This window comes from Pseudoalteromonas spongiae UST010723-006 (genome assembly GCF_000238255.3).
Classification (GTDB): Bacteria; Pseudomonadota; Gammaproteobacteria; order Enterobacterales; family Alteromonadaceae; genus Pseudoalteromonas; species Pseudoalteromonas spongiae.
On the sequence record NZ_CP011040.1, the window covers coordinates 40,002 to 64,766 of the forward strand.

Annotated in this window: 19 protein-coding genes; 11 read left to right on the forward strand and 8 right to left on the reverse strand. The window is 40.6% G+C overall.

The features are described from left to right. The first annotated feature begins 208 nt into the window (after positions 1 to 208). From PSPO_RS14690 to PSPO_RS14710, 5 genes are all read left to right on the forward strand, one after another. The gene (locus PSPO_RS14690) at positions 209 to 1,420 is read left to right on the forward strand and encodes a phosphopentomutase (protein ID WP_010558408.1); all 1,212 of its coding nucleotides are present in this window, start codon (positions 209 to 211) and stop codon (positions 1,418 to 1,420) included. Positions 1,421 to 1,437: 17 nt separating this feature from the next. Continuing rightward, the gene (gene deoD, locus PSPO_RS14695; RefSeq protein WP_010558407.1) at positions 1,438 to 2,139 is read left to right on the forward strand and encodes a purine-nucleoside phosphorylase; all 702 of its coding nucleotides are present in this window, start codon (positions 1,438 to 1,440) and stop codon (positions 2,137 to 2,139) included. Between the two features lie 215 nt (positions 2,140 to 2,354). After that, positions 2,355 to 2,693: a DUF3718 domain-containing protein gene (locus PSPO_RS14700; protein ID WP_010558406.1), complete on the forward strand. Its 339-nt coding sequence runs from the start codon at positions 2,355 to 2,357 to the stop codon at positions 2,691 to 2,693. Positions 2,694 to 2,842: 149 nt separating this feature from the next. Next, complete coding sequence (locus PSPO_RS14705) at positions 2,843 to 4,522, forward strand: substrate-binding domain-containing protein (protein ID WP_010558405.1); 1,680 nt, start codon at positions 2,843 to 2,845, stop codon at positions 4,520 to 4,522. Between the two features lie 117 nt (positions 4,523 to 4,639). Then, positions 4,640 to 5,284, forward strand: a complete 645-nt coding sequence (locus PSPO_RS14710) for a hypothetical protein (RefSeq protein WP_010558404.1) — start codon at positions 4,640 to 4,642, stop codon at positions 5,282 to 5,284. Between the two features lie 920 nt (positions 5,285 to 6,204). Here the strand turns inward: PSPO_RS14710 and PSPO_RS14715 are convergent. Beyond that, complete coding sequence (locus PSPO_RS14715; protein WP_040642198.1) at positions 6,205 to 7,812, reverse strand: isocitrate lyase; 1,608 nt, start codon at positions 7,810 to 7,812, stop codon at positions 6,205 to 6,207. Between the two features lie 253 nt (positions 7,813 to 8,065). Here PSPO_RS14715 and PSPO_RS14720 point away from each other — a divergent pair, with 253 nt between their 5' ends. After that, positions 8,066 to 10,234 (forward strand): malate synthase G, encoded by a 2,169-nt coding sequence (locus PSPO_RS14720; protein WP_010558402.1) that lies wholly within the window; start codon positions 8,066 to 8,068, stop codon positions 10,232 to 10,234. Positions 10,235 to 10,516: 282 nt separating this feature from the next. On the opposite strand, the gene PSPO_RS14725 is transcribed toward PSPO_RS14720, so the two are convergent. Together PSPO_RS14725 and PSPO_RS14730 are read right to left on the reverse strand one after the other, a co-directional pair. Then, positions 10,517 to 11,239 carry a YebC/PmpR family DNA-binding transcriptional regulator gene (locus PSPO_RS14725; RefSeq protein ID WP_010558401.1) on the reverse strand — a complete coding sequence of 241 codons (723 nt, stop codon included), beginning with the start codon at positions 11,237 to 11,239 and terminating at the stop codon, positions 10,517 to 10,519. Between the two features lie 271 nt (positions 11,240 to 11,510). After that, positions 11,511 to 12,383 (reverse strand): autotransporter domain-containing protein, encoded by an 873-nt coding sequence (locus tag PSPO_RS14730; protein WP_010558400.1) that lies wholly within the window; start codon positions 12,381 to 12,383, stop codon positions 11,511 to 11,513. 414 nt (positions 12,384 to 12,797) lie between these two features. On the opposite strand from PSPO_RS14730, the gene PSPO_RS14735 reads away from it, so the two are divergent. Next, a complete protein-coding gene (locus tag PSPO_RS14735; protein WP_010558399.1) occupies positions 12,798 to 13,031 on the forward strand; it encodes a hypothetical protein in 234 nt (77 codons plus the stop codon). A gap of 23 nt (positions 13,032 to 13,054) precedes the next feature. Here PSPO_RS14735 and PSPO_RS14740 read toward each other — a convergent pair whose 3' ends face one another. Next, complete coding sequence (locus PSPO_RS14740; protein WP_010558398.1) at positions 13,055 to 13,654, reverse strand: lytic transglycosylase domain-containing protein; 600 nt, start codon at positions 13,652 to 13,654, stop codon at positions 13,055 to 13,057. 364 nt (positions 13,655 to 14,018) lie between these two features. Beyond that, the gene (locus PSPO_RS14745) at positions 14,019 to 15,917 is read right to left on the reverse strand and encodes a beta-ketoacyl synthase (RefSeq protein WP_010558397.1); all 1,899 of its coding nucleotides are present in this window, start codon (positions 15,915 to 15,917) and stop codon (positions 14,019 to 14,021) included. Between the two features lie 128 nt (positions 15,918 to 16,045). Here PSPO_RS14745 and PSPO_RS14750 point away from each other — a divergent pair, with 128 nt between their 5' ends. From PSPO_RS14750 to PSPO_RS14760, 3 genes are all read left to right on the forward strand, one after another. Continuing rightward, a complete protein-coding gene (locus PSPO_RS14750) occupies positions 16,046 to 17,032 on the forward strand; it encodes a GlxA family transcriptional regulator (RefSeq protein WP_010558396.1) in 987 nt (328 codons plus the stop codon). Between the two features lie 536 nt (positions 17,033 to 17,568). Next, positions 17,569 to 19,386, forward strand: coding sequence for a S8 family serine peptidase (locus tag PSPO_RS14755; protein WP_010558395.1), 1,818 nt, complete (start codon positions 17,569 to 17,571; stop codon positions 19,384 to 19,386). Between the two features lie 10 nt (positions 19,387 to 19,396). Continuing rightward, positions 19,397 to 19,837 carry a hypothetical protein gene (locus PSPO_RS14760; RefSeq protein WP_010558394.1) on the forward strand — a complete coding sequence of 147 codons (441 nt, stop codon included), beginning with the start codon at positions 19,397 to 19,399 and terminating at the stop codon, positions 19,835 to 19,837. A 45-nt stretch (positions 19,838 to 19,882) separates the two neighbouring features. Here the strand turns inward: PSPO_RS14760 and PSPO_RS14765 are convergent, their stop codons facing one another. Both PSPO_RS14765 and PSPO_RS14770 read right to left on the reverse strand, forming a co-directional pair. Beyond that, on the reverse strand, positions 19,883 to 22,012 hold the full coding sequence (locus PSPO_RS14765; RefSeq protein ID WP_010558393.1) for a sensor domain-containing protein: 2,130 nt from the start codon (positions 22,010 to 22,012) through the stop codon (positions 19,883 to 19,885). 274 nt (positions 22,013 to 22,286) lie between these two features. Further along, entirely contained in the window at positions 22,287 to 22,853 is a 567-nt protein-coding gene (locus tag PSPO_RS14770; RefSeq protein WP_010558392.1) for a DUF6942 family protein, read from the reverse strand. 82 nt (positions 22,854 to 22,935) lie between these two features. Here PSPO_RS14770 and PSPO_RS14775 point away from each other — a divergent pair, with 82 nt between their 5' ends. Further along, entirely contained in the window at positions 22,936 to 23,274 is a 339-nt protein-coding gene (locus tag PSPO_RS14775) for a gamma-glutamylcyclotransferase family protein (RefSeq protein WP_010558391.1), read from the forward strand. 274 nt (positions 23,275 to 23,548) lie between these two features. On the opposite strand, the gene PSPO_RS14780 is transcribed toward PSPO_RS14775, so the two are convergent. Further along, entirely contained in the window at positions 23,549 to 24,664 is a 1,116-nt protein-coding gene (locus PSPO_RS14780; protein WP_010558390.1) for an anhydro-N-acetylmuramic acid kinase, read from the reverse strand. Positions 24,665 to 24,765 lie beyond the last annotated feature (101 nt).

The window sequence follows — 24,765 nt, forward strand, 5'->3', positions numbered from 1 at the left end:
AGCGGTAAATTTAGCCCCTTTAACTGGTTAAAAACAGGACAAAAGTCCTGTGTAACCCTAGGCACACAGCCTAGAGTATTTATAACGCTGAGCGTGATTAGCTAGGCGAAATGTGAACCAATGGCTAAAATAAATGCAGGCACGCCAATTATTTTTGGCGAGACACAACCGCATTTGGTATATCAGGCTATTTTAAATTGAGGTAACTATGGCAAGAGCGCTAATTTTAATGGCAGACAGTTTAGGCATAGGTGCTGCACCTGATGCTGAACGCTTTGGTGATAAAGGTGCAAACACTTTGGCACATTTACTCGCTGCTTACCATGGTGAAACCGGCCAAAAACTCGCGCTGCCAAATTTATCAAAACTTGGATTAATTGATGCGTGCGAACAAGCAAGCAATACCAATTGCCAAGTGGCTGAGCGTAACGCTCCGATTGCAGCATATGGTTATGCAAAAGAAATTTCATCAGGCAAAGACACACCATCAGGTCATTGGGAAATGGCCGGAGTACCAGTGTTATTTGATTGGGGTTACTTTCACGATAAGCAAAATAGCTTCCCAGATGCGTTTATCGCCGAGTTTATAAAACGCGCTAATCTACCGGGTATTTTAGGCAACTGCCACTCGTCAGGTACGGTTATTTTAGAAGCGTTAGGTGAAGAACACATGCAAACAGGTAAGCCTATTTGCTATACCTCTACCGATAGCGTATTTCAGATTGCGTGCCACGAAGACACCTTCGGTTTAGAGCGTTTATATGAAATTTGCGAAATAGCGCGTGAGTTATTAGATGAATACAATATTGGCCGTGTGATTGCACGTCCATTTTTAGGTGACGCAGCAGATAACTTTGCGCGTACCGGCAACCGCCGTGATTATTCGGTATTGCCACCGGCACCAACATTACTCGACAAACTAGCTGAAGATAATGGTGCAGTAATCAGCATAGGTAAAATCTCTGATATTTACGCACACCAAGGCATTACCGAAAAACACAAAGCGCCAGGGCTTGAAAACTTAATGGCTAAAACCGCCGAGGTATTTAAACAGGCGAAAGACCATAGCTTAACCTTTGTAAACTTAGTGGACTTTGATGAAAAGTTTGGCCATCGCCGTGATGCGATCGGCTATGCCAAAGCGCTAAAGCAATTGGATGATTATTTACCTGAATTTTTAGCCTTACTTGGCAAAGATGATGTGCTAATGATTACTGCAGATCATGGTTGCGACCCAACATGGCAGGGCACAGATCACACTCGTGAATATGTGCCGGTTTTAGCGTATACACCTGGTATGACGCCAGTTAATTTAGGTGAGCGCGAAACTTTTGCAGACATAGGTCAAACATTAGCAACATGGTTTTCACTTGCGCCACTTGAATACGGTAACAGTTTTAAATCTCAGCTTGGCAGTTAACTTAGATAGGAAAGATTATGAGTACTCCACACATTAACGCACAATTAAATGATTTTGCCGAAACGGTATTAATGCCAGGCGACCCGCTTCGCGCGAAGCATATTGCAGAGACATTTTTAGAAGATGCACGTGAAGTAACATCTGTAAGAAATATTCTTGGTTATACCGGTACTTATAATGGTAAACCTGTGAGCATTATGGCATCTGGCATGGGTATCCCATCGATGAGCATTTATGCGCGTGAATTGATTGTGAGCTACGGTGTTAAAAACTTAATTCGAATTGGTACCTGTGGTGGTATTGGTAGCGATATCAAAATTCGCGACGTAATCTTTGCTCAAGGCGCATCGACAGATTCAAATGTTAACCGTGCGCGTGTACAAGGCTACGATTTTGCTGCCATTGCTAACTTCGACCTGTTGGTAAACGGTGTAGAAGCGGCGAAGCGTTTAGGTATCGCTGCTAAAGTTGGTAATGTATTTACGACAGATACTTTCTATCAAGCGTCGAACGATCTTTATCAAAAACTAGATAAACTTGGCGTATTAGCAGTTGATATGGAAACTGCGGGTCTTTATGGCGTTGCCGCAGAATATGGCGCAAATGCAATGGCGCTTTTCACGGTAAGTGACCATGTGATCACAGGTGAAGCTACCCCAAGTGAAGAAAGACAAAATAGTTTTAATGAAATGGTTAAAATTGCTCTCGAGTCAATTTAACGGTTTTATTAAAAAACTCCTAAACAGTTGTGAAGTCAAAAACCAGTAGATAATTCTGCTGGTTTTTTTTCATCTACAACTTGCTGAAAGCACATCAAATACATATTTCATTACAGTTAGATCCTCGGGTTAACACTATGATTACCTCTGTAACAGGCGAAATTACTAGGTTCTGCTAATTTTAAAAGGCGTTCTGAGAGAGTGAGGAATGGAGTATGAAAGCATTAGCAACTACTGCAATAGCGGCATCGCTATTGGTGTTACCTAGCGCGGCAATCGCGTTTGACAAATCGACTATTGAGAGCTTATTAGTACAGGCATGCAAAGATGTAAAAAGTAACAAGGTACTCAAGCTAAAAACTAATTTAAAAACAAATCACTTAACCCTTCCGCTAATTAGTGAAAAGCTTATGTGTAATGGTGAAAGCGTGTATGATTTTGCTATGACGCACAATGCCGATAAAACCGCTAAGCTGTTAAGAACCGGTTCGGTGTCAATTCATGATGTTGCCTATAATAGCTCAGATAAAATTTGGGTATGGCTAGATGATTGAAATATAAGCATTTAAATTATTCAGCCTGCAATCACGCAGGCTGTTTTGTCAACCCCCTTTACAAGCACTTTTCACAATAAATCTAAAGTACTGTCATATAACTGCCATATAAAGTTCATAACATACCCGGAAAAAAATGAGGTATGGCAATGGAACAGGAAAAACAACAGTTAATCGAGCAAATAATCTCAACTGCCAAACGAGAGTTTGATATCGATTTAGCAAAAGAAAAGTTAATCTCAGAAGAAGAGTATCGCGCGTTAGTGTTCACTGAGCTTTTGAGTCTAGAAAACGCTGAACTAAGTCGTCTTATTGAGCAGTTTAATGCGTCACCTAGTCATCAAGCGCACGCTTCACAGGCTGAACCGATTTCACAGTCAAAACAGCGAAACACGGGCGTAATAATTGCTGCATCAGTTGCTGTGTTAGCGCTTTGTGCGGTAGGCGCTTGGTTTGGCTTATCTGGCGACACGACAGCACAATCGAGCCAGGTAGCGGCAGTACCGAACAAAGTGATTTCACAAAAATCAGCACAAATGAGCAAGCCTACTCCGGTGGAAAAAGAGCCAGAGGCGGTGTACCAATCCCTATTTGCAATTCACGGCTCGAACACCATAGGCGAAAAACTCGCACCAGCATTATTAAAAGCCTATTTTGAAGAGCAAGGTGCTAAAGATATTGATTGGCAACAGGGACGCATTGCAACTGAGCGCACCATGCAGTTTGAAATGGATGGTGAAAAGTTGGAAATAGGCTTGGCAGCACATGGTTCGTCAACCGCGTTTAAAGCGTTAAACGCGAATATGGCGCAAATTGGTATGTCTTCGCGCAAAATTAAAACCAGTGAAGTTGAAGCGTTAAAAGGTCAGTCAGGTGATTTATCTAAGCTTGGCAATGAACACATTATTGCGCTGGATGGTCTGGCAATTATTGTTAACCAGAATAACCCGTTAAAGACCATAACAACTGAAACATTATCGCGTATTTTCTCTGGCGAAATTGATAATTGGGCCGAGATTGGTGGTGACCAAGCCCCGATAAAAGTATTTGCTCGTGATGATAACTCTGGCACATTTGATACGTTCAAATCGTTAGTATTAAAGAAATATGGTCGCAAATTAACGAAGCAAGCAGAGCGATTCGAATCGAGTTCAGAATTGTCTGAGCATGTGTCACGCGATGATTATGCAATTGGGTTTATCGGCTTAAATTACATTCGATACAGTAAAGCACTGGCAATTGCAGATAGCAGTGATACTAAAGCAATTTACCCAACGCGTTTTACCATTGCGACGGAAGATTACCCGCTGGCACGTCGACTATACCTCTACACGCCAACCAATAGCGCTACGCAAATAAAAGACTTTGCTAATTTTGCAATTTCAGATCGCGGCCAAGAAATCGTGCAGGAACTGGGATTAATTTCACAGTCTATTCGTGTTGAAGATGTTGTGGCAAGCGAACTGGCTCCAGAAAAATATAATCAGTATGCGAAGCTTGCGAAACGTTTATCACTGAACTTCCGCTTTAATTATGCAACGCGCGACCTTGATAACAAAGGTAAGCGAGATTTACAGCGCCTAGTGTCGTTTGTTGAAGAAAACCCAAGTCGCAAACTTGTACTTATGGGTTTTTCGGACAGCATTGGGGCACGTGATAAAAACACTATGTTGTCGCTAAGCCGCGCTAAAAGTGTTGAACAAGAGCTTAATGCTCGCGGTATTAATGTCTATGCGGTAGAAGGCTTTGGTGAAGATATGCCACTTGCAAATAACGATAACGAAGTTGGTCGTGAACGTAATCGCCGCGTTGAAGTTTGGGTGCTTTAATACAAATTAAAGTAGCCTTATAAATCACACTTAATACTGAGTTTAGTTAACCTAGTCATATATTTGTCATGTTTGTTGACTAAACTCAGTGCCTTATCTGATTAGGGAGGGCTTATTGTGTACAATTTATTAATGGATAAAGCGAGTTTATCGCAAGTTTTTCTGGCGTTTGCACCGATGGAAGCGCTTAAAGTTAAACACAATATTGATTATGCACTTGAGGCGTTATCACTGCCATCAGCTGAGCTATTAGCCGAGATGCAAGTTTTGGGAATTGACCTTCCTGATAAGCCTTCAGCATCAAAAAAAGTGGATTTAACCACAATTAATAGCACAGTGCTAAGCTCACATTTGACCGAATTGTTTCTTGATAAACACAAGTTACTAAAAACGTTTTCAGACTTCTCATTATCTGAGCAAGTTGAGTTGAGGGCCTTTCTGCAAAGCTTGATGCCTATGTTACATTTACCGCCACAGGCGTTAGTTGAAAAAATGCAGCGTGAGGGGGTGCTTGATGTATTGATGGGCGAAAGTGATAAAGCAAAAGCCGTTAAAGATAAAATCGCAGCACTTTCCCAAAGTAAACGCGATCATAAAGTTGATGAAGTTAAAGAACGCTTAGCTAAGTTATCTAATAAGCCGCAGCAGTGTGCCGATGAGTTAAAAATAGCGCGTGTTAAAGCAAATCTTAATAAAGCCTCAGCAACTGATAATGCAACTATCATCGCAGATGCCAAACAGAAGATTGTACAACTAGGTTAAATAACCTAGTTGTACTTGATTGCTAAACTGATTCCCTTCGTTTTTTCTATATCTACTGTACCAGACCGTTACAAACCAAAATTTTACTAACTTACTAGCGTCCCCCCTTATTTTTAAACGTACTCGGGCATATTTAGCGTATTTATTTCTTAGATTTGAATGCAGAGATCATATTTTTACTAAGCTAAGCCAGAAAAATATTAAGCAAGCCCATTTTAGTTAGTAAAATTTTGATCTCAAAGCCGACTTTTCACTAAAAATAGCGTTTAGTTAGTAAAAATATGATCTATAAAAACAAAAAAATGCCGTTTTATTGATTTTAGTTAGTAAAAAACTGATCTATTAAGGTATTTGATCATTAATTTACTAATCAGCTAGTAAAATAATGATCTCAAATACACCGCAACTTAGTAAAAATATGATCTCTAAAATCAACAGTTAGTAAAATTTTGATCTCTATTGTTTGGTTTTGGCTGCGAAAACTAGGTGTTAGCGGTACTTTAAGGGTGTGTTAGGGTTAAAAGTAATCAGTTGTTAACTTTGATTTTACAAATGAGTGTGGTTTTAAATCGCTAGTAAAATCTCGATCTGTTTTTTTAGCGGCAATCTTGATACTTAGTAAAAATATGATCTCTATCTCAAAGTTATTATTTATTAAAACAAAAAAAGGCCGTCAGGCCTTTGGATCACAGTTAGGGATACATAATATCAATTCGCTTAAATAGCTAATCAGTCTAACCGGCTAACTATCATGTTAAATGCGCTGGGGCTTATCGATGTAGCATCACACTATAAGAAAGCTACGCCTTGTTAGCATTTTATTTATCCGGTGCTAAACCTGCTCAAATACTTAACCGAATTGGTATAATAATGGTAAAAAAGCTAGGCAAGTGCCTAGCTGGTTTACTGGCTAAACAGTATTAAGAGAACTGATTCATGGTGTTGTCTTCACCTGCAGCTTTTAGGGCCGCATCTCCAGAGAAGTACTCTTTGTGGTCGTCACCCATGTCAGAACCTGCCATGTTTTGGTGCTTAACACACGCAATGCCTTGGCGAATTTCTTGACGTTGTACGTTCTTAACATAACCCAGCATACCTTGCTCACCAAAGTATTCTTTTGCAAGGTTATCGGTAGATAACGCTGCAGTGTGATAAGTAGGCAGGGTAATTAAGTGGTGGAAAATGCCTGCTTCACGTGCTGCATCAGCTTGGAAAGTACGGATCTTTTCATCAGCTAATGCTGCAAGTTCAGTGTTATCGTATTCCACGCTCATTAGCTGCTCACGGTTGTATTGAGATACGTCTTTACCTTCTTCAACCATAATATCGAAAACTTGCTGACGGAAGTTCAGAGTCCAGTTAAATGATGGAGAGTTGTTGTAAACAAGTTTAGCGTTTGGCACAACTTTACGAATTTCATTTACCATCGCGCCAATTTGGCCTACGTGTGGTTTTTCCGTTTCAATCCAAAGTAAGTCAGCACCATTTTGTAATGAAGTAATACAGTCAAGCACACAACGCTCTTCACCCGTACCAGAGCGGAATTGGAACAAGTTACTTGGTAAACGCTTAGGACGAACCAGCTTACCGTTGCGGTTTAAAATAACATCACCGTTTTTGATATCAGTCGATTCAATTTCTTCTACGTCTAAGAATGCGTTGTATTGGTCGCCTAAATCACCAGGTTCGTTGCTTACTGCGATTTGTTTAGTTAGACCAGCACCAAGTGAATCGGTACGCGCTACGATAACGCCGTTATCTACACCTAGTTCAAGGAATGCATAACGAACAGCATTGATTTTCGCTAAGAAATCTTCGTGCGGTACAGTCACTTTACCATCTTGGTGACCACATTGTTTTTCATCCGATACTTGGTTTTCAATCTGGATACAACAAGCACCTGCTTCAATCATTTTCTTAGCAAGTAGGTAAGTTGCTTCCTCGTTACCAAAACCGGCATCGATATCAGCAATAATTGGTACAACGTGTGTTTTATGGTCGTTAATTTTAGCTAGGATTGTCTCTTCTTCTGTGCTGTTACCTGCTTTACGCGCTGCATCAAGTTCACGGAAATAACCGCCTAGTTCGCGGGCGTCAGCCTGACGTAGGAAAGTGTAAAGTTCTTCGATTAATGCAGCAACCGATGTTTTTTCATGCATTGATTGGTCTGGAAGAGGGCCAAATTCAGAGCGTAGTGCTGCCACCATCCAACCTGAAAGGTAAAGGTAACGACGGTCAGTATTATTTTGGAAATGCTTTTTAATTGAAATCATTTTTTGCTGACCGATAAAACCATGCCAACAGCCAAGTGATTGCGTATATTGAGATGGGTCTTGGTCGTACGCTTCCATATCTTTACGCATAATATCAGCAGTATAACGCGCAATTTCTAAGCCGTTTTGGAAGCGGTTTTGCAAACGCATACGCGCTGCTGACTCAGGGTTAATATTTTGCCATTTCTTCTCGCCTACTTCTTTTAACGTTGCAATGCGGTCGATTTCTTGTTGGTAAGTTAATTGTTTAGCCATCGTGTTAAGTCCTTCATCTTGTTGATTAGATGGCGCTGGTGTTATTACCTTTTTGAGCAACAACATTGAACGGGTAGCGCCTTTACATTTAAGTTAGGCTGAAACGGCATGATTTATAAAATTTATAGTTTTTATCATGAGTATTTTTTTAATGAATGCCAAAAGCAAGCTTTCTTGTGTAACTTAGATAGAATCAAATAACCAAATTATTTTAACGCATACAATTGTGTGCCACTTCAAGGTGAGAAAATTTATGACAACACGTATTCACCATGCAGGGTTAGCTGTTGATCCCAGCTTATACGCATTTATTAACCATCAAGTTATTCCAGGTACGGGCATTGATGTGGAGCACTTTTGGCAAGGCTTCTCAAAAATCGTGTCTGAAATGACACCGATTAACCGCGCACTGTTAGTGAAACGTGATGATCTGCAAGTGCAAATCGATCAATACCATCAAGCGCATTCAAACTTTGAGTTTGACCATTACAAACAATTTCTACAGCAAATTGGCTATTTAAAACCAGCACCAAGCGATGTCACAGTGGTAACTGAAAGCGTTGAGCCTGAAATTGCCACAATGGCAGGCCCGCAGCTGGTTGTACCGGTAAGCAACGCGCGCTTTGCGCTAAATGCAGCGAATGCCCGCTGGGGGTCATTGTATGATGCGTTATATGGCACCGATGCGATCTCGTACGACAATGGCCGTGAAGCTGGACGCGAGTACAACCCGGTACGTGGTAATGCGGTAATTGATTTTGGCCGTGAGTTTTTAGACAAAGCATTGCCACTAACATATGGTTCGCACAAAGATGCCAGCGATTACGCGATTGTTGATGGTAAGCTGATTGTCACGTTAAACAATGTAAGCCAAAGCGCATTGCAATCACCAGAGCAGTTGGTCGGCTATAACGGTACTAAGCAGCAACCTACAGAATTAATTCTTAAAAATAATGGGCTACACATTGTGATTCAGTTTGATGAAAACCATCAAATTGGCAAACAAGATAGCGCGCATATAAAAGATATTGTGCTTGAGTCGGCATTAACCACCATTATGGATTGTGAAGACTCTGTTGCGGCGGTTGATGCAGAAGATAAAGTAGGTGTATACAGCAACTGGCTTGGTTTAAACAAAGGCGATTTATCGGTTGAGTTTGAAAAAGGTGGTAAAACACTTACACGTGCGCTTAACCCAGATTTAACCTACATAGATTTAAGTGGCGATGAGCAACAGCTCAAAGGCCGCAGCTTAATGCTCGTGCGCAATGTTGGTCACTTAATGACAAATCCTGCGATTCTCGATAAAAACGGCGATGAAGTATTTGAAGGCATCATGGATGCGGTTATTACATCATTGATAGCATTGCACGATTTAAAAGGCAAAAGCACCCGGAAAAATAGTCGTGCTAATAGCATTAATATTGTAAAACCGAAAATGCATGGCCCTGAAGAAGTGGCTTATGCGAATACGTTATTTTGTAAGGTAGAAAGCTTACTTAACTTGCCAGAGAATACTTTAAAAATGGGTATTATGGATGAAGAGCGTCGTACTTCGGTTAACCTCGCTGCATGTATCGCTGAGGCGAAAGAGCGCGTTATCTTTATCAACACTGGTTTCTTAGACAGAACAGGCGATGAAATTCATACTAGTATGCTTGCAGGACCAATGTTGCCAAAAGATGCAATTAAAGCGCAAAAGTGGATTGGTGCATATGAAAACAACAATGTGGATGTAGGCTTAGCATGTGGCTTAAGCGGTAAAGCACAAATTGGTAAAGGTATGTGGCCAATGCCAGATGAAATGGCGCAAATGCTAGTGCAAAAAACTGCACATGTGCAAAGTGGCGCAAATACGGCGTGGGTACCATCGCCAACGGCTGCTACCTTACATGCGATGCATTATCATCAGCAGGATGTATTTAGCTTACAACAGGAAATTAAACAGCGCGTTGCCGCTAATGTGGATGATATTTTGTGTCCGCCACTGCATCCAGAGCCAAAATCAATGACCTCTGATGCGATTCAAAATGAGCTGAACAACAATGCACAGGGTATTTTAGGCTATATGGTACGTTGGGTTGAGCAGGGAGTTGGTTGCTCTAAAGTGCCTGATATTAATAATGTGGGCTTGATGGAAGACAGAGCCACATTACGTATTTCATCACAGCATATGACTAACTGGTTATGCCATGGTGTTTGCAGCGAGAAACAGGTAATTGACACCCTTGAAGCAATGGCCAAAGTGGTTGATAAACAAAATGAAGGCGACGCAAATTACCGTAATATGTCAGATAATTATGCGCAGAGCGTGGCGTTTCAAGCGGCACTAGAGCTAGTATTATCAGGTACAAAACAACCAAATGGTTATACAGAGCCTGTGCTACATCGCCGCCGTTTAGAGTTTAAAGCAGCGAATTGATATCAATTCACTTAAATAGATGATCATTCTAGCGGGTTAAATATCATGCTTACGGCGTTTTAATTTATCAATGTAGAATAACTGCATAAGACAAATTTCGCCTTGTAATCATTTTATTTATCCAGCGCTAGCTCTGATCACATACTTAACAGAATAGGTATTAATTGTATTAATCAAGTGGTTTTTCTAAGGCAACCAGTGAAGCGTAAATTAATGCAATTTTTATAAACACTATTAACAAAAAAAGGCCTGAAAAATCAGGCCTTTTTTATATGATTTTGATTAGTCTTGTACGATTGCGTTGTGGTAGATGTTTTGAACATCATCGCTATCGTTAAGCATATCCATAAACTTTTGGAAAAGTGGGATGTCATCGCCTTCAATATCCACACTTGTTTGTGGTACGAAAGTGATTTCTTCAACATCTAGCTTCACATCTGGAAATGCTTCTGCCAGTGCAGTTTTAACGTTATAGAACTCAGTGTGTGGTGCAAATACTGAAACGATGCCATCTTCAACTTCAACGTCAGTTACGTCAACGTCTGCCATCATTAGTGCTTCTAACACTTCTTCGTCGTTGTCGCCGGCAAATGCAAATACAGCTTGGTGATCAAAGCTGTGTGCAGCTGTACCTGGGCCACCAATTTTTGAGTTAGTTTTAGTAAATGCTAAACGTACATCTTTAATGGTACGGTTTGGGTTATCCGTTAAACAATCGATAATAACCATGCAGTTACCTGGACCAAAGCCTTCGTAGCGTGCTGGTTGGTAATCTTCGCCAGCGCCGCCTTTTGCTTTTTCAATCGCTTTGTCGATTACGTGTGCAGGTACTTGGTCTTTCTTTGCTTTTTCGATAAGGCGTTTTAACGACAAGTTAGTATCTAGCTCTGCGCCGCCGTTTTTAGCCGCTACATAGATCTCTTTACCGTATTTAGAGTTTACTTTTGTTTTTGCGGCTGCTGTTTTAGCCATCGCGTTCTTGCGAACTTCAAACGCTCTTCCCATCTTAATTCACTCTCTATTCTCGCAGGAAATTTAGTTGCATGATTCTAACAAGTAAGGATTAAAACAGCTAGTGCTATGACGCTGGCTTTTTATTCAGCATTACCTTAGATAATTAGAAAGGGCATTTATTTAACATAACGTCATTAAAATAAAATTATTTAATGTTTTATATTTTAAATATAAATACTGTGAATAGTGGCAAGTGAAACTCATCAAATACCTTTAATATATGAATAAAGAGGTGTTGCACTTAAAATAAAGTAGGTGTGGATTAGAAGCGATATCCAATACGCCAGCTAACGCTCGACACATTGTCATGTGGTAAAAATGCAATACTGCTATCAATCTCAACCATCCACTCGGGCGTGATATCGTAAGTGACAAATACACTTAGCTCGGCGTAATCATCATCAGTATTGTGAGGATACGACTTTCTACCTGCAAAACTGACAAACTTATCGGTTTGTTTAGTACCATCGCCTTGAAACAGTTCATTCCAGCGTATAACGCCACCTGCAAGTAAATAGGTATCGGGTCTAATTTCAATGATCTTTGACGCCGACAGTAAGGCACTTACTACCAGAGTTTCGTCCTCTAGTGCATCGCGCAAAGCTAGCGCCATTTCATTTTGCTCAATCATAATATCGCGATAACGCCATTCGTTGTATTGCACAAGTAACGACGGCTCGATAACCCACTCGTCAAAAAATATACCGTAACCTACAGACAGGCCGTAACTAGGAGCATACGTTTTGTGTTGTGATGAGGGGAGTTCTAAAAATGATTCTCGGTAATCGCTTTGCCAGTAAGTGTAATTTCCCGATATCGCAAAGTTTTCAATGAAGTAGGTTAGCGTTGCAGCGTAAGATTGTGAGTCAATCTTTAGTGAATTCGCTTTTCGTGAAAAGTGGGTATCTTCCCAGTTTATATAATCTAAACTGACTCGCACGCTCTCACTAAAGTCGTGCGCTAATGAAAAACTCGTGCCACTGGGTGTTACACTGGTCAATGTGCCAGATTGATCTAGCGGTAAATCAGAATGGCTTTGGCCTACTTTAATTTCAACAGCATTCGCACCAGTTGTTATGCCAAGCATTAAAACTGGTAAAAAACAGTGATATGTAAAGCGGTTTAAATTGCACATAGCCAACTCATAACGATACAGCGGTGACGATAATAGCAGCAATTAGCCGCGGCAAATAAGTGAAATTGCTAATAAAGTGTGAAATTTTGTAATCCAATTTAACAGTTGAGTGCTTTTTGAATGCTTGTGTGGTTTTTATTTAATCGACAGCCGAGCAACCCCAAGGAAATTTGCTTAGCGTAGCGTGTGATTCAAAGTTGACGCTTTAGATTGACTGCACTTGAAAAATGAATTGTTACTGCGATTACGTAACGAATGAAAAGGTGATTCGCTTGCTTGGTAAATTTTTATTCACTATTGCTAATTGCGTATTGCACTTTTTTTCTACTTAGTATTTAATGGCCGCCACTTTTTTGCCTTGGGCAAAAATACCGAAGTTAGTATTGGTTAGAGAAATAAAAATAACGGTGCGTTATGGATTTTTATATCCTAAAAAAAGGGGATGAGCTAAAAGCCATTCCTGCTGACAAAGCAATTTGCAAAAGCTATGAAAAATCGGGTTATAGCTATATTGATAAAGTAGCGGCATGTACTGAGCAAGCAGCTATTAACAAGCTAAAGGGAAAAACCTTTGAAACGCTTAAAGGGCCATTGCTCCGTTTAAGTGTTGTTATTTTTGCATTGATTCTACTGTGGTGGGTGAGCTAACCACCACAGCTTCCTTATTTACCCTAGCTGGGTGAAATCTTTCTTTTCTTTTTATTTATTGCCACACGATAACGGTTATGCAGTATGCCAACGCGTTCGACATACGCTTTCGTTTCTGCAAATGGTGGTATGCCTCGGTATTTTTTAACGGCATTAGGCCCTGCATTATACGCAGCCGTTGCTAATCTGATATTGCCATTAAACTTTTCTAATAAATAAGATAAATACTTAACGCCGCCTAAGATATTTTGGCTCGGTTGAGTTGGGCGTTTTATACCCATGTATTTAGCCGTTGCCGGCATCAGTTGCATTAATCCTATTGCGCCTTTTTTTGAACGTGCATTGGCTTTAAATGCTGATTCAGCGTGGATCATTGCGCGAACGAGAGCAGGGTCAACATTATGTTGTTTACTTGCTGTCGATATTTCTAAATGATATTTGTCTGGATAGATAGGAATTTTATGCCAATTTAAAGACGAGCGCAGTTGGCAGGCATAACAGCCCGTACGATAAATACTGTAGCTGTGTTTAATTGGTTTTCGGTCGGTAAAAGCAATAGAACCATCACTTTTAACGTACTGATAAATAGGTTTAGCAGCCGCTGAAAACGCGAAAAACAGCATTATTAGAAGTAGTCTAAAAATCATTTTCGGTAAGGTATAACGTATTATTGTAATTATGGTCTGAAAGAGCAGATTTTCAACTCTTTCAATGGTGGTTACTTTACCTGTTTTTAGATGTGCTTTGTAGCCTAGATAGAGGAATTCGATAAATTCTGTTATTGATAAATGAAATGCTAACAAAGCTGAGTTTATCTTATCGCGTTATGCTATATCGATAAATTAAAACGTAGTGAGCATGTTATGTAGTGCGTAATCATGATGAACTGGTTAAGTGAAGTGTTATAAAGAGTGCAAAAAAGTAAAAAGGCGCTTAACGCGCCTTTAGTAGATGACAGTGTATCCTATTTAAAGGAAGTGAATTTGCTTACACCATATCATCGAAAGGGTTACTTGCAGTTAGTTTTACAGAGTGTGTAAAACCAGGCAAAGAAAGTGTTTCTTGCGTTAATTCGATATCGTTTTCATCAATTAAGCCATCACCAAAGCGGTAAATTAATTGGTAATCACCTAAATTTGCAGCCGCGCTGTAATCAGCTTGGTTTTGTCTAGTTTGTGTGAGTTTATCGCGATACGATGCCATTGCACTTTCGCCATGACGTTTAGTGAGCATCTCTAGCGTAATATTTGCTGAGAACATTGGCGCCGTAGCGTTATTACCGCCAAAGCCTTTTGAGTTAATAAAGGCAATATCTTGTGCTTCACACTCATAGTGTTCAGTACGAATATCAAGGCGCTCGGCGTAAACGTCGTCAGCGACTTTATCGATTGTGGTGATACCCGGCATAATGTTATGGCTAAAAATACCAAGTGCCATGGCCATTTGGTCGCCACTTGCTGGGCCAATTGTATGACCAACAAATGCTTTCGGCGCGGCCAGTTTCCAATTATCAATATTAAATGCTTTTGCAACGCGGTCATAAATGATTGACTCAGTTACACGGTTTTGTGGTGTACTTGAACCATGGGCAAGAATATAGCTACGTTTTTGTACCGCTTCTTCACCGAGAATGCTTGTTGCAAGTGCTACTGATTTTGCCATAGTAATATAATTACCTGGACCTGGCGCAGTAATTGATTTTTTGATGCCATCAGCGTTTACAAATACATCTGGTACAGAGCCCATAACGTCAGCGCCAAGCTCTAATGCTAAGGCGTCATCCATTAATACCGCAAATTGTGCGCCTTCACCTATGGTAAAACCGCAGTTTTCACCAAATGGACGGCTGGTGCGACGTAAATCTGGGGTATCGCTATTATCAAGCTTTTTCAAGCCTTCAATATTTGCCAGTGCGCTCATATTGCCAAAGCCTTCAACAATTTCAGGCGTAATTGCACAATCAACACTGCCAACAATAGCAACACGAGTGCGGCCCGCTTTGATATCGTGCACTGCTGCACGTAAGTTGTATAAGAAGGTAGCGCATGCGCCTGATGTAGTGAAGGTTGTACCCACATTGCCAGTTACATAAGCGTTAATAAAGTCCGTCGACATGGTATTTAAACCAAGTGCTAAGTTTTTGGTGCTAACGCGGTCGCCTTTTAAGCGGTTTTTCATCATGCCGCCGAATGCTTCATCTTGCATTTGGCCTGCAACAGATGCGGAATAAGTACCGATTTGATCAGGGTCGACAACAGCAAGTACATCTTGCCACCCTAAACCAGTTGATTTGATTGCATCAGTTGCGGCAAAAATAGTGGCTTGTAAGCCACGAGGCTGATAGCGACTGTTATAAAGTGTGCTTGGATCAAAGCCCGTTGGAAATTGGCCAGCTGCTTTAATTGGATTATCGCGGTAGGTATCGTGCTTAAGTGATAATTCACCGTTAATCGTTACTTTAACTTTACCGCCTTCCAAGTTTTCTATTTGCCAATCGCGCGGCTGGGGTGACGGTAAGTGACGCGCACTTGTTTCAAATACAATGCTGTCGCCTTCACTTGGCATTACCGTCATTTTTTGATGTCCATGAGTGGCATCAACATCAAAATGATTGTTTTCTATCTTACGAATTAAGGTACCAGCAATAATTTGCTCACCAAATTTAGCTTCGATCTCGCTTGCGCAAATAGCTTGGTTTTCATGGTCAACAAGTTCACCGTTTTCTTGGCGTACTAGATTCATTAACGTTGCAAGGCCAAGAAATGTTTCTTGTCGCGCTTCTTGCGTTAATTTATCTATTACAATGCGACGAAACCCTTGGTGAGCAGATGTGCGCCCTGCGGCATTAATACCACCCATTCCAACAACAATAGGTAATGCAGTCATAAAAACCCTAGATATATACAGTTTGCGTTATTTAGGCACAGTTTATTTTGATTTTAAGTTTTAGTTTGTGTTTAATTGGACATAGTTTTGGTGTATTTGGCCATTTTGAACTGGTTTGAGCAGTTATTATGACAACAAAAGTACGACTCTTATTGTATCCACAAATATTGGCGACCAGTGTTACGCTGCCAGTAGAAATGCTTAAAGCGGGCGAAGCATCATTTCATGACCGCAAAAATCGTAAGCTTGATATTAAGTTTGTAGCCGATAAACAAGAGCTGATCCAATGCCGCGCGGGGTGTGCTTTTTTACCCGAATTAACTGTTGGCTGTGATGACAATGCCGATTTTATTATTGTGCCGGGGATCTGGCGAAATCCTCGCCCTGTTATTAAGCAAAATCAAGCGGCGATTGGCTATTTGAAAGCTCAATGGCAACAAGGTGCAACAATTGTCGGTGTTGGTACCGGTAACTGTTTACTTGCGGAAGCAGGCTTGCTTGACCATCACGCAGCAACAACGCATTGGCATTACGCTAAACAATTTCGCAAGGACTATCCTAAGGTCGATCTAAAACCGGAATTTTTTATTACGCAATCGGAGCGTATTTTTTGTGCGGCTAGTTTAAACTCGCTGGCTGATATTATGGTTTACTTGATTGCGCAATTATTTGGTCGAGATGCTGCGCAAAATGTGGAACGTAACTTTTCTCATGAAATTAGAAAGCCATATGAAGAGCAGCGCTATTTAGAAGGGGCAGTTGATAGGCATGCCGATGAACTGATTGCGCAAATTCAATTTTGGCTCAAAAACAACGCGTCGAGCGAATTATCAATGCAACATGTTGCTGAACAATTTGGTATTAGCCAGCGCACCTTATCACGACGTTTTAAAGCGGCAACAGGCACCACAGCCAACCATTATTTGCAAAAAATGCGCCTTGAAATGGCGCAAGAGTTATTGGCATCGACTAACCTAACGGTGCAAGATGTAGCGGTAGCTGTAGGTTATATTGATCAAGGTTATCTTACCAAAGTATTTAAGCGCGAGTTAAAACAAACACCGTCAGATTATCGTTTACTAGTGAGGAAAAAATTGTTTAAAACGGATTCGTGATTTTTAAATTATCTAGATGTTTGGAATAGCAGTTATCTAAAATTCATTTCTGCAATTGGGTTTACAGTTTCTCGCAACTTACTGCGCGCAAAAACGGCGCAGAAAATTGATCATCTACAAAGGTTATATCGCGAAAGATCAATGTAATAACTGTTATTTTGGTAGTGACTGAACACAGATTCAATATGCTTGTTTGTGATGTTTATTGAGAGGTTTTATGTCTGCGCAGGTAACATCGTATTTCACGCCCATCGACAGGTGTTAAGAGCGCTCTTGTTATAGCTGAATAATCTAACTTATTTTATTTTTGTTAAATTACTGTAAATAAATGTAAACCTTTATTTTTCAATTAGTTAAGGTTAAATTAATGAACCAAAAAAGACAGCGCTGTCATTGTTAATTCATTTAAAATCAATGTGTTACCCTTTTGTGTTATGGTTTACTGTAACTGCTATCGGCATACTTTATTTTTTATTGTTATCTGTTTTAAATGTTCGTCCCGATTAAAGGGGAAATACTAAATCTCAGGGGACAAAATGAAAATAAAAATAAAACCTTCCTTGTTGGCTGCAAGTGTAATACTTGCCTGTACGCCAGCAATTGCGAAAATTACTGATTCAACTTTTCCACTACAAAGTGGCGACCCATTAGTTGCTGAGCAGTGGCACCTACAAAACATTGGACAAACCGGCTTCTCGCAGTCTGTGGGCACATCTGGCAATGACCTTGATATTGATTTCACGCATTTAATGGGTATTAAAGGTCGTGGTATTACAGTTTCTGTGATCGATTCAGGTGTAGAGATTGAACACCCAGATTTAAGAGCTAATGTTGTGGCGGGTTCTCTTAATTTAGGTGACGGTTCAGATTATCCGCAAGATAATAATGGTCATGGTACATCTGTCGCAGGCTTAATTGCTGCTACCGAGGCAAATGGACTAGGTGGGCGCGGTGTTGCACCTCACGCTAATATTGTTGGCTTTAACTATTTACCTAATCAAACTGTTGGTAACTGGCTTGTGTCTCACGGTTTGTCAGAAGATTTTCGTCAATTAGACCGTTTTACCGATCCGAGAGTGTTTAACCAAAGTTATGGCAGCACACCTGCGACACCGGTTGTGCACAATTACGTACTTAACCCGTGGCAAGAGTTGCAAGACGACGTATATCGCTACATTACTGAAGAAAGCCATTGGGGACGTGGTTCTGTTTATGTTAAATCGGCGGGTAATTCGTTCGGAACATATAACGCTTATTACCAAGGTGTGCCTATTTTAGTGCTGCCTTACGAAAACAATCAGTTCTTTAATAACCAAGGTTTACCTTTCCATAATGCGAATATTGCTCCGGATAACAATAACCATTGGAACCTAGTCGTGTCAGCGTTAGACGCGCATGGCAAGCTAACGTCTTATTCTTCTGTGGGTTCAAACGTATTTGTTGCAGCGCCGGGCGGTGAATTTGGCGAAGCTGCACCTGCAATGGTAACAATTGACTTACAAGGGTGTGAAGCTGGTAGTAATGTAGCGGGTGAGCATGGCAATGCATTGCATGGTGGCTCTGAGCTAGATCCGAACTGTGATTATACAGGCACAATGAACGGCACGTCATCGGCAGCACCTAATACATCTGGTGCAATAGCGAATATTATGTCTGCGAATCATGCACTTGACGCTCGTGCGATTCGTCATATTTTAGCGCAAACAGCACGCAAAACAGATGAAAACCACCCAGGTGTTGATTTAACATTTGAAAATGCCGATGGTGAGCTAGTTACTTATAATGCAATTCCATCTTGGCAACGAAATGCAGCTGGCTATAACTTCCATCAGTTTTACGGTTTTGGTGCGGTTGATGTGGATGATGCAGTATATAAGGCGTTGTTCACACCGGTAACACCACTGCCTGAGCAAGTGATTACGCCGTGGCAAACGCAAATCGCAGATTCTGAAATTCCTGATGCAAGTTTGACTGGCGCAACCAGCACATTGGCGTTTGAACAAGATGTGACTGTTGAAGCAGTTCAAGTGAAATTGAATATTGATCATACTCGCTTACGCGACCTTGCTATCGAATTAATTTCACCTTCCGGTACTCGCTCAGTATTAATGAGTGCACGAACTGGCTGGTTAGGTACTACTGAAGGTGGATATACCGATACACTAATGCTGAGCAATCATTTTTATGGTGAATCAGCACAAGGTGAATGGCAGTTAAAAGTAATCGATACAGACAAAGGTAATAGCTTTACTGTTGGTTTCAATGCAAGCATTGGTTTAGTTGGCTTTAACCGAAATAACAATGCAGAAAACGGCGTGTTGAAAGACTGGTCGCTACGTGTAATTGGTCATTAAGGAGTAAAATATGAAGAAATTATTTATCATTGCGGCGTTAACTCTAAGCACGCAAGCTGCAATCGCAAATAGCGCCGAGCAATTTAAAGGCTTAACAATTACTCCGGTAGAACAACTCACCTTGGCGCAATCTGAAGTGGTTGTGAACGATAAAACGTTTAAAACTAATGGTACGAAAACGGTTGTGCCTGGCTTGGATGTATTTGATGTTAGCGGGCTAAATGCCTACACCGTTACGGGCGAAATTATCGTAAAACTTTCAGGTGATGTAGATTTTGAGCAATTTAATAAAGACAATGACCTGATTATTAAACAGGCATTTAAATCTTATTACATTCTTAAATCGCAAAGTCAGCGTGACTTGTTGCCATTAGTTGATGCACTGAAAAAGTTAGAAGGTGTAAGCTCGGTAACATTAGAGCTAGTTGATAAGGGCGTTATTGAAAAATAGCGTTATTAAATCACGCATTAGTATAGTTAACGTCTGCTATTTGGGCTAAATAGCAGACGTTTTTTTAAATGAATTTTGCTTTAACTTTTGCTGCATCGCAAAGGGATCTTGGCTGGCAAGTTCACGCTCAAACAATAGATGGCTAATTGGCTTAGAGACAAAGTAGCCTTGAGCATAGTCGCATCCAGCTGCCTCTAATATGAATAACTGTTCTTGTGTTTCAACACCTTCCGCGATTACTTTTAAACCCAATTTATGCGCCATTACGATAATTGCTTCACACAGCGCTTGGTTTTGTGCCGAACTTTCAAGATTCATGACAAAGGCGCGATCGATTTTTAAAAAGTCGAGTTCAAACTTGGTAAGGTAAGATAGCGCGGCGTACCCAGTACCAAAGTCATCAAGAGATATTGCGACGCCTGCTGAGCGAAACTTCTTAAGTGTTTCTTTTATTTCTTCATTGTCATCAAGTAATAAACCTTCGGTAATCTCGATACAAATACCGTGCTTAAGACTCAGTTGTAGTAAGGTATTAAGCCAAATAACATCGTGCTTACTCAAGCTTGATTGAAATTGCGCAGGGGAGCGGTTAACACTAATTTGGAAGTGTTGATCATAGTTTGATTGCCATTTTTTTACTTGCTCTGCGGCCTGTTGAAACACCCAGTTACCAATATCAATAATCATTCCTGATGTTTCAGCGAGAGGAATAAAGTCAGCAGGGCTCACCATGCCAAGTTCTGGATGATGCCAGCGCAGTAGCGCTTCTGCTTTATGAATTTTTAAATCAGAGATTGATAAAATGGGTTGATAGAGCACTTCGAGCTGTTGATTAATGACAGCCAGACGCAGTTCTTGCGTGAGTAAATGGGCTTTTTCGGATTTTTCTTGCAAGGTTTTGTTGAAATGACGGTATTGTTTGCGCCCTTCTTCTTTCGATAAATACATTGCTTGATCGGCAAAACGCAGTAACTCTTCCATTTTTTCACTGTGATCAGGAAACAAAGTAATACCAATACTGGCCGAAATAAATATTGATTCATTATTAATATAGAACGGCATCTCAATCGCTTGAATCAACTTTGAAGCAATGTTTTCAACATCAGCTAGGTTGTGAATATTGCACAGCAGCGCAGTAAACTCATCGCCACCAATGCGCGCTACCGTATCGGTTTCGCGTAAAATTATTTTTAGGCGCTCAGATACCTCAACTAACAATAGGTCGCCCGCATTGTGACCCATGGTATCGTTAACTTCTTTAAAATGGTCTAAATCAATAAATAACAGTGCAAATTTATCGCCTGAGCGCTTACTTTTGGCGATTTCTTGGTTAAGCCTGTCGGTAAACATATTACGGTTAGGTAACTGGGTGAGTGCATCAAAGTTAGCTTGGTGCCAAATAACTTGCTGAGATTGCTTTTTCTCAGTGATATCAGACATTGAACCAACCATGCGATACGGATTGCCTTTTTCATCGCGCATGGCTTCACCAACAATATGGAACCATAACTCTTGTTGTTTGGCGCTGTACATACGCACTTCAATATCAAATGCTTCAAATGGGTCGGCTAGGTGCACCTCAAGGCTTGCTTTAAACTGTTTAATATCATCAGGGTGGATTTGTTTAGTAAAGGAAGCAAAATCACAACCAAACGCTAGATTGTCAAAGCCAAGTAGCTCGGTAAATTTAGTAGAGTAAAATACTTCGTTATTTGAAATATCCCAGTCCCACACCCCAGCGCTGGCACCTTTTGCAGCTAATTCGTAACGTTGTTGGCTTAAATAAAGCTTACGCTCTGTTTCATTGATGGTTGTTACGTCTTCAACAATGCCGATATAGGCGGTGATTACTTTGTTTTCAATGAGCGGTTCAGCGTGAATCGATAACAGCTTATTTTTTGTTTTTGCAGCAGATCGGAATGTAAATTGAAAATTAGCACCTTTGGCAGTACAGGCATACCAGTGTTTAATGGCTTTTTGCCGATCATCTGGGTGCATTGCGTTAATGTAGCTGCTGCCGACGATATCAGTATTGGTTAAGCTTAACACTCGATACAGCGCATTATTTGCAAACATGCATTCGCCAGTTGGCTTGGCGACAAACAAACCAATCGGGACGTGCTGCAGCACCGCTTGTGTGTTAAATGCAAAACCTTTGCTTAACTTCCTGACCAAAATAGCTATTCCATTATCTAAATATGCTTAGCTTATAGTAAGTGTAGTCAAAAAACGTGCGTATGTTTGAAATCCTTGTCTTTTTCTAACAATAAATTGATGAATTTTTGGTGTAGAGAAAAAGTGCGTTGAGTGGGAAGTTTTTTCCGAACTATTAGCTTAGTCTTTTAAGCTAATAGCTCGCGTTAAAAGCTGCTTTTTGCATGCAAAACTAATCTTAGCATCTGTATCAACGACGACTCGCAGTACAAACGTTGCTTTTAAATGCTATTCGCTACAATTGCGGTAGTTGAAATCGTTCTAACTGAATACTGTTATGTTGAATTAGTTGTTCACACATTTGTGCTAAAAAATCGACTTTACGATTAGAAAGTTGGCGATAGTCTAAAAATGGTGACACCAGTAATTTGTTTTCGATATTGTACGCAAATTCGTCGTTAAGCCAGGTTAAATTGCCACCAAGTAAGTCTTGTGAAGCAAGCTTTTTTGCGTAACCGCGTCCAGCAATAATATTTAGCGTATTTGCGCGTGTGTAGTTTGGCGGGCTGAATAACAATGCGGTAGCAGAGCCTTGCTGCAGTAACTGGCTATCTCGATATTGCTGCCAGGTTGGCGCTGCGGTTTTACCCGAAAAAACACTGGGGCTTAGGTTGTAAATGAATTTAGCGTAAACATTAAACTGTTTTCGCCAGCCATTTCCGCATGCCATGGAAATTTCATTAATCGCACCCGTGGGTAACTCAATTAATGAGTTTGGGGTCGCGTATGAGGAGAATTGGGGCGCGTTTTCAACATAGAAAGCAAGCTGATATTGATTGCAGCCAAAACCGATTTCTGACATGTTTAGTACTGTGTTTTTAAATGAATTTATACCACAAAGCGGATAAGGCTTAAATGGTTGAATCAAACTAAAAGGATCTAAAATGGAGCGTTTGTTTAGCTATGGCACTTTACAACAAGAAAACGTGCAGCGGGCTAATTTTGGACGGGTATTAGAAGGCGAGCGTGCTGTACTTCAAGGATATGTTTTATCGGAAGTAAAGATTGAGGATAAGGGTGTTATCGCCAAAAGTGGTAAGCAGTACCATCCAATTTTAGTACGCACAGGCAACCAAACTGATGAAGTTACAGGCCATTGTTATTGGCTTTCAACTGAAGAGTTAAAGCAAGCGGATAGTTACGAAGTAGCGGAATACACGCGCATAAAAGCGGACACAAAGGATGGTCAAGAATGTTGGATATACGCTGCTAGTAAAGAGTAAAAAAATGCAGAGTAACTAGCAGCGTTAAAGCCTAGTATTTTGCATCATTTGCGCCGTGTGGCTGCTCAACGCTCCATTGACCAAGGTTTAAATGGGTAATTTGATATAAAAACAAATAAGTATCTTTAATTGACTTCATAGTGGCTTCTCCTTTACATGTTTCTTTAGTAATGGAAAATCCGTGCCAGCATCAGTTTGTTATTTAAATCAAATGATTAGCAATATAGATATATCTATTCGAGTTATAATGGTGCAAATCTGCACCATTATAAAACTAAGGTGCAAAGGTGATCTGCCCTAATATCGCTGCCTTGTTAGCACCCGTTACAGAGGGCGCATTAGCTGGCAGATGATTTAACGTGCGATAAGCCATCCAAGCAAACGCCATTGCTTCCATAAAATCGGCACTGACACCAATATTATCGCTAGTAGTAACATGCCAACTGGGTAAATGATGTTGCAGGCGCGCAACCAAGTAAGCGTTTTTAGTACCACCGCCACACAATACCAATCTACCTTCTTTTGACTGAATAGGGTTTGCGATGGTCACGGCTGTAAGCTCAGTTAGTGTTGCTAACACATCGTGGTTGTTGAGCGTATGTTCAGTACACTTCTGCCTAAGCCAAGTCAGATTGAAATACTCTCGCCCAGTACTTTTTGGCGTGGGCAGTGCAAAGTAGTCATCATCTAATAATTGTTTCAGTAATTCTTGATTGATTTTACCTTGCTTTGCGAGGTCGCCATTGCGATCGTAAGGTTGGTCAAATGCTTGCTGTGTAAAACTGTCAATAAGTGTATTGCCTGGTCCTGAGTCAAAACCAAGTAAGGTGTCTTGGTGGCAAATCGTTAGGTTTGCAATGCCGCCAATATTGGCAAAAATCAGAGAGTCTTTATGCTTATTAGTGCTTACTTGAGCTAACAAACTTTGATGAAAAAGTGGCACTAGCGGGGCGCCTTGACCACCAAGGGCAATATCCATTTCGCGGAAGTTATGTACACAAGTAATGCCTGTTTTAGCGGCGAGCACAGATGCATTTAATAACTGGGTTGAATGCGGTGTTTCACTGTTAGGGTCATGGAAGACAGTTTGCCCATGTGCGCCAATGGCTTTTATTTCTTTGGCATCAATTTGCTGTGTTTGCAGTAAGTGATTAACGGCAACAGCGTATTCACAGGCTAGTTGATAGGACGCATTACCTATATCTGCAATATTGCATGTCTTATTAGTAATAATTGAAGATAACAACTGATGCAGTGAGTCTGTAAAGGGGGTTTCCAAGCTTGCCACTAACCTAGTTTGCCCGTTTACTATGTTAACTAACGCAATGTCGATACCATCCAAGCTAGTGCCAGACATAATGCCAATGTAGTAGATAGAGTTCTGTTTCATGATCTCAATTTTGAAATAAGTATTCGTCAATTGTAAAGGTTAATTCAAGGAGATAAAGCAGTAGACGAAAATATGTAAATAAAAATTTAAAATGCAAATAT